General features: G+C 71.6%; 1 protein-coding gene. It reads left to right on the top strand.

Annotation, left to right across the window (positions count from 1 at the left end; translation table 11 throughout):
* Positions 1-95: 95 nt before the first annotated feature.
* Positions 96-3,878, top strand: a 3,783-nt coding sequence (locus I6A60_RS40115; protein ID WP_203023784.1) for an SDR family NAD(P)-dependent oxidoreductase, incomplete at its 3' end; no start/stop codon positions are given.

Genomic DNA, 3,878 nt, shown 5'->3' with positions numbered 1-3,878 from the left:
GGGCCCGCCCCCCCCCCCCCGCCCCCGGGCCCGCGCCCGGCGGGCGGCCGCCCCCCCCCCCCCCCCCCCCCCCCACGTCCGCGGCACTGGCGGTCATGCCCATGGCGACGTCCGGCACGCCCTGGCCGCCGCCGGACGCGGTACCGGTGGACCTCACTGGCGGCTACGAGCGGCTCGCGACCAGAGGCTACGAGTACGGCCCTGCCTTCCAGGGGCTGCGGGCGGTCTGGCGGCACGCCGACCGGATCTACGCGGATGTCGCGCTGCCACCCGAGGGCGACGGTGGCGAGCTCTTTGGCATCCATCCCGCGCTGTTCGACGCGGCGCTGCACGCGAGCCTGCTCGGCGCCAGCTCTGGAGACGTTCGCCCCGCCGCTCTTCCCTTCTCGTGGACCGGCGTGCGGCTGCTGGCCACGGGAGCGAACCGGCTGCGCGCCGAGGTACGCGTCACCGGCCCCGACGAGGTGTCCGTCCTTCTCGCCGATGTAACGGGCGCGCCGGTCGCGTCGGTCGAGCGCCTGGCGTCGCGTCCCTTGCCGGTGACGCGCACCCCCGGCGAGCGGCGCGTCGGGCGCTCGCTGTTCCGGACCGAATGGCGACCCATCAGCCTGGTCTCGCCGGTGGGTCCTCTCCGGCTGGCCGCGCTCGGCGACGACCCGACCGGCGGATCGGCCCAGACCTACCAGGACCTGGCCGCGCTTCGCGCCTCGCTCGACGCCGGCACGCCGTGCCCGGACATCGTCCTGGTCAGCGGGCACGCGGGCGACCGCGCGGCCGACCCGGTTGATGAGCCGATCCCCGCGGTTCACGCGGTGACCCGCCACGTGTTGGCGCTCCTGCGGGACTGGCTCGACGACGAGCGTCTCGAGAGCTCCCGGCTGGTCGTCGCGACCCGCCGGGCCATGGCTACCAGCGGGGCGGAGGACGTCCTCGACCTGCCGGGCGCGGCGGCGTGGGGTCTGATCCGCACGGCGCAGTCCGAGTATCCCGGCCGGTTCGGCCTCGTCGACCATGACGGCGAACTCCCGGCCCAGGTCGTCCTCGCCTTCCGCGCCGGCCAGGCGGAGGAGCCGCAGGTAGCCGTACGCGGGCGGGCGACGCTGGTCCCGCGGCTGGCCCGCGTCTCGCCGTCCGACCTCCCGGCAAGCCAGCCGGCGAGTGGTGCCGACGTTCCAGACCCCGGCCCTGTCAGCGGCGACCCGGACGGCACGGTGCTCATCACCGGTGGTACTGGTGCGCTCGGGTCCCTGTTCGCCCGCCACCTCGTCGAGCGGCACGGCGCCCGCCACCTCGTGCTGGTCAGCCGCCGGGGGCCGGAGAGCCCGGGCGCCGACGCGCTGCGTGCCGAGCTTGAGGGTCTGGGCGCGGCCGTCACGATCAGCGCCTGCGACACGACTGACCGCACAGCACTCGCGGCCCTGCTCGCCGCCATCCCTGCGCGGCATCCGCTGACGACGGTGATCCACGCCGCTGGCGTCCTCGATGACGCGACGATCGGCACGCTGACCGATGCTCAGCTCGAGACCGTGCTGCGCCCCAAGGCCGACGCCGCCTGGAACCTGCACGACCTCACCCGCCAGGCGGGTGTCGAGCTGCGCTCGTTCGTGATCTTCTCTTCGCTCGCTGGCACTCTGGGGACCGCGGGTCAGGCCAACTACGCGGCCGCCAACACGTTCCTCGACGCGCTCGCCCACCATCGCCGCGCGGCGGGTCTCCCAGCCTGCTCGCTCGCCTGGGGGCTGTGGGACGTCGGCGGGGAGATGACCGCCGGTCTTGACGCCGCAGACCGCACCCGGCTCGCTCGCCACGGGATCTCCCCACTGTCCGCGGACCTGGGCCGGGCACTGTTCGACGCGGCCATCCGGCTGTCCGAGCCGTCCGTGATCACCGCGGCCCTCGACCTCGGGGCGGACGGCTCGGACGCCGGACCGTGGGATGTACACCCGATGCTGCGCGGGCTCCTGCGGACCGCGCCCCGCAGGGCCGCGGTCGACGACGGCGCTCCGTCCACCCTGGCGGAACGCCTGGCCGTCATGACTCCGGCGCAGCGGGCCGCGCTGCTGAACGAGCTGGTGCTCACGCACGTCGCGACGGTGCTCGGGTTCGTGACGGCGACGGCGACGGCTCCGGACCAGTCGTTCCGCGATGTTGGATTCGACTCGCTGACGGCCATCGAGCTGCGCAACCGGCTCGCCAGCGCGACCGGGCTGCGGCTCCCGGCCACCCTCATCTTCGACTATCCGACTCCGGCGACGCTCGCCGGCCACCTCAACGAGAAGCTCACCGGGACGGCCGCGGTCGGCCGCCGAGCCACGGCCGCGCCCGCCGGGATCGCGGCGACCGAGCCGGTGGCGATTGTGGGGATGGGGTGTCGGTTTCCTGGTGGGGTGTCGTCGCCGGAGGGGTTGTGGCGGCTGGTCCGCGATGGTGTGGACGCGATCGGGGAGTTCCCGTCGAACCGTGGCTGGGACCTCGACGCTCTTTTTGATCCCGATCCTGACCATGCGGGTACGACGTATGTGACCGAGGGCGGTTTCCTGCACGACGCCGACCAGTTCGATCCGGAGTTCTTCGGGATCAGTCGTCGTGAGGCTCTTGCGATGGATCCGCAGCAGCGTCTCCTTCTTGAAACGGCGTGGGAGGCCATCGAGCGGGGGGGCCTCGACCCGGCCACCCTCCGCGGCAGCGACTCCGGCGTCTTCGTCGGTGTGATGTACGACGACTACGCAGCTCAGCTGCGGCCTGCGCCTGACGGCTTCGAGGGTTATGTCGGCAGTGGCAGTGCTCCGAGCGTCGCGTCTGGCCGGATCGCCTACACGTTCGGTTTCGAGGGTCCGGCGGTGACGGTGGACACGGCGTGCTCGTCGTCGTTGGTCGCGGTTCATCTGGCGGTTCAGTCGTTGCGGTCGAGGGAGTGCTCGCTGGCGCTGGCGGGTGGCGTGACCGTCATGGCGACACCTCACTCGTTCATCGAGTTCAGCCGGCAGCGGGGTCTGGCGCCGGACGGCCGGTGCAAGTCGTTCGCCGACGACGCGGACGGGACCGCGTGGGCTGAGGGTGCTGGTCTCCTTGTTCTGGAACGGCTTTCTGATGCCCGGCGTAACGGTCATCCGGTTCTTGCGGTGATTCGTGGGTCGGCGGTGAATCAGGATGGCGCGTCGAATGGTCTGACGGCGCCGAATGGTCCGTCGCAGGAGCGGCTGATTCGTCAGGCTCTGGCGAGTGCGGGTCTGTCGGGGCGTGATGTTGATGTGGTTGAGGCGCATGGGACGGGCACGACGTTGGGTGATCCGATCGAGGCGCGGGCTCTTCTGGCGACGTATGGCCAGGACCGTGATCCTGATCGTCCGCTTTGGCTTGGGTCGGTGAAGTCGAATATCGGTCATACGCAGGCCGCGGCGGGTGTGGCTGGGGTTATCAAGATGGTGAAGGCGCTGGAGTATGATCATCTACCGCGGACCCTGCATCTGACTTCTCCGAGCCGGCATGTCGATTGGACCGCTGGTAACGTCCGGCTTCTGGCCGCGCCTACTGGCTGGCCTGCTCACGACCATCCGCGGCGGGCGGCTGTCTCCGCGTTCGGGATCAGTGGTACCAACGCCCATCTGATTCTTGAACAGGCTCCTGTTCCGGGGGGCGACGCCCGAGCCGGCACCTCTGAGGACGGCGCCGGAAACAGCGCGGGGGACGGTGCGCGCGACAGTGGCGACAACGCCGGGTGGAGTGCCGGGACTGGGCCGCTGAGCGAGGTGGATCTGCCGGAGTTGCCGATCTTGTTGTCGGGGAGGGTGGAGGGGGCGCTGCGTGCGCGGGCGGGTGGTCTTCACGCCTATCTGGTGGAGCATCCTGACGTCGATCCGGGGGAGCTCGCGGTCGTG

Origin of the sequence: Frankia sp. AgB1.9, assembly GCF_016786355.1 — a bacterium.
GTDB lineage: Bacteria > Actinomycetota > Actinomycetes > Frankiales > Frankiaceae > Pseudofrankia.
The sequence above is the reverse complement of the archived record's forward strand: the minus strand, read 5'-3'. Positions and strand labels throughout refer to the sequence as shown.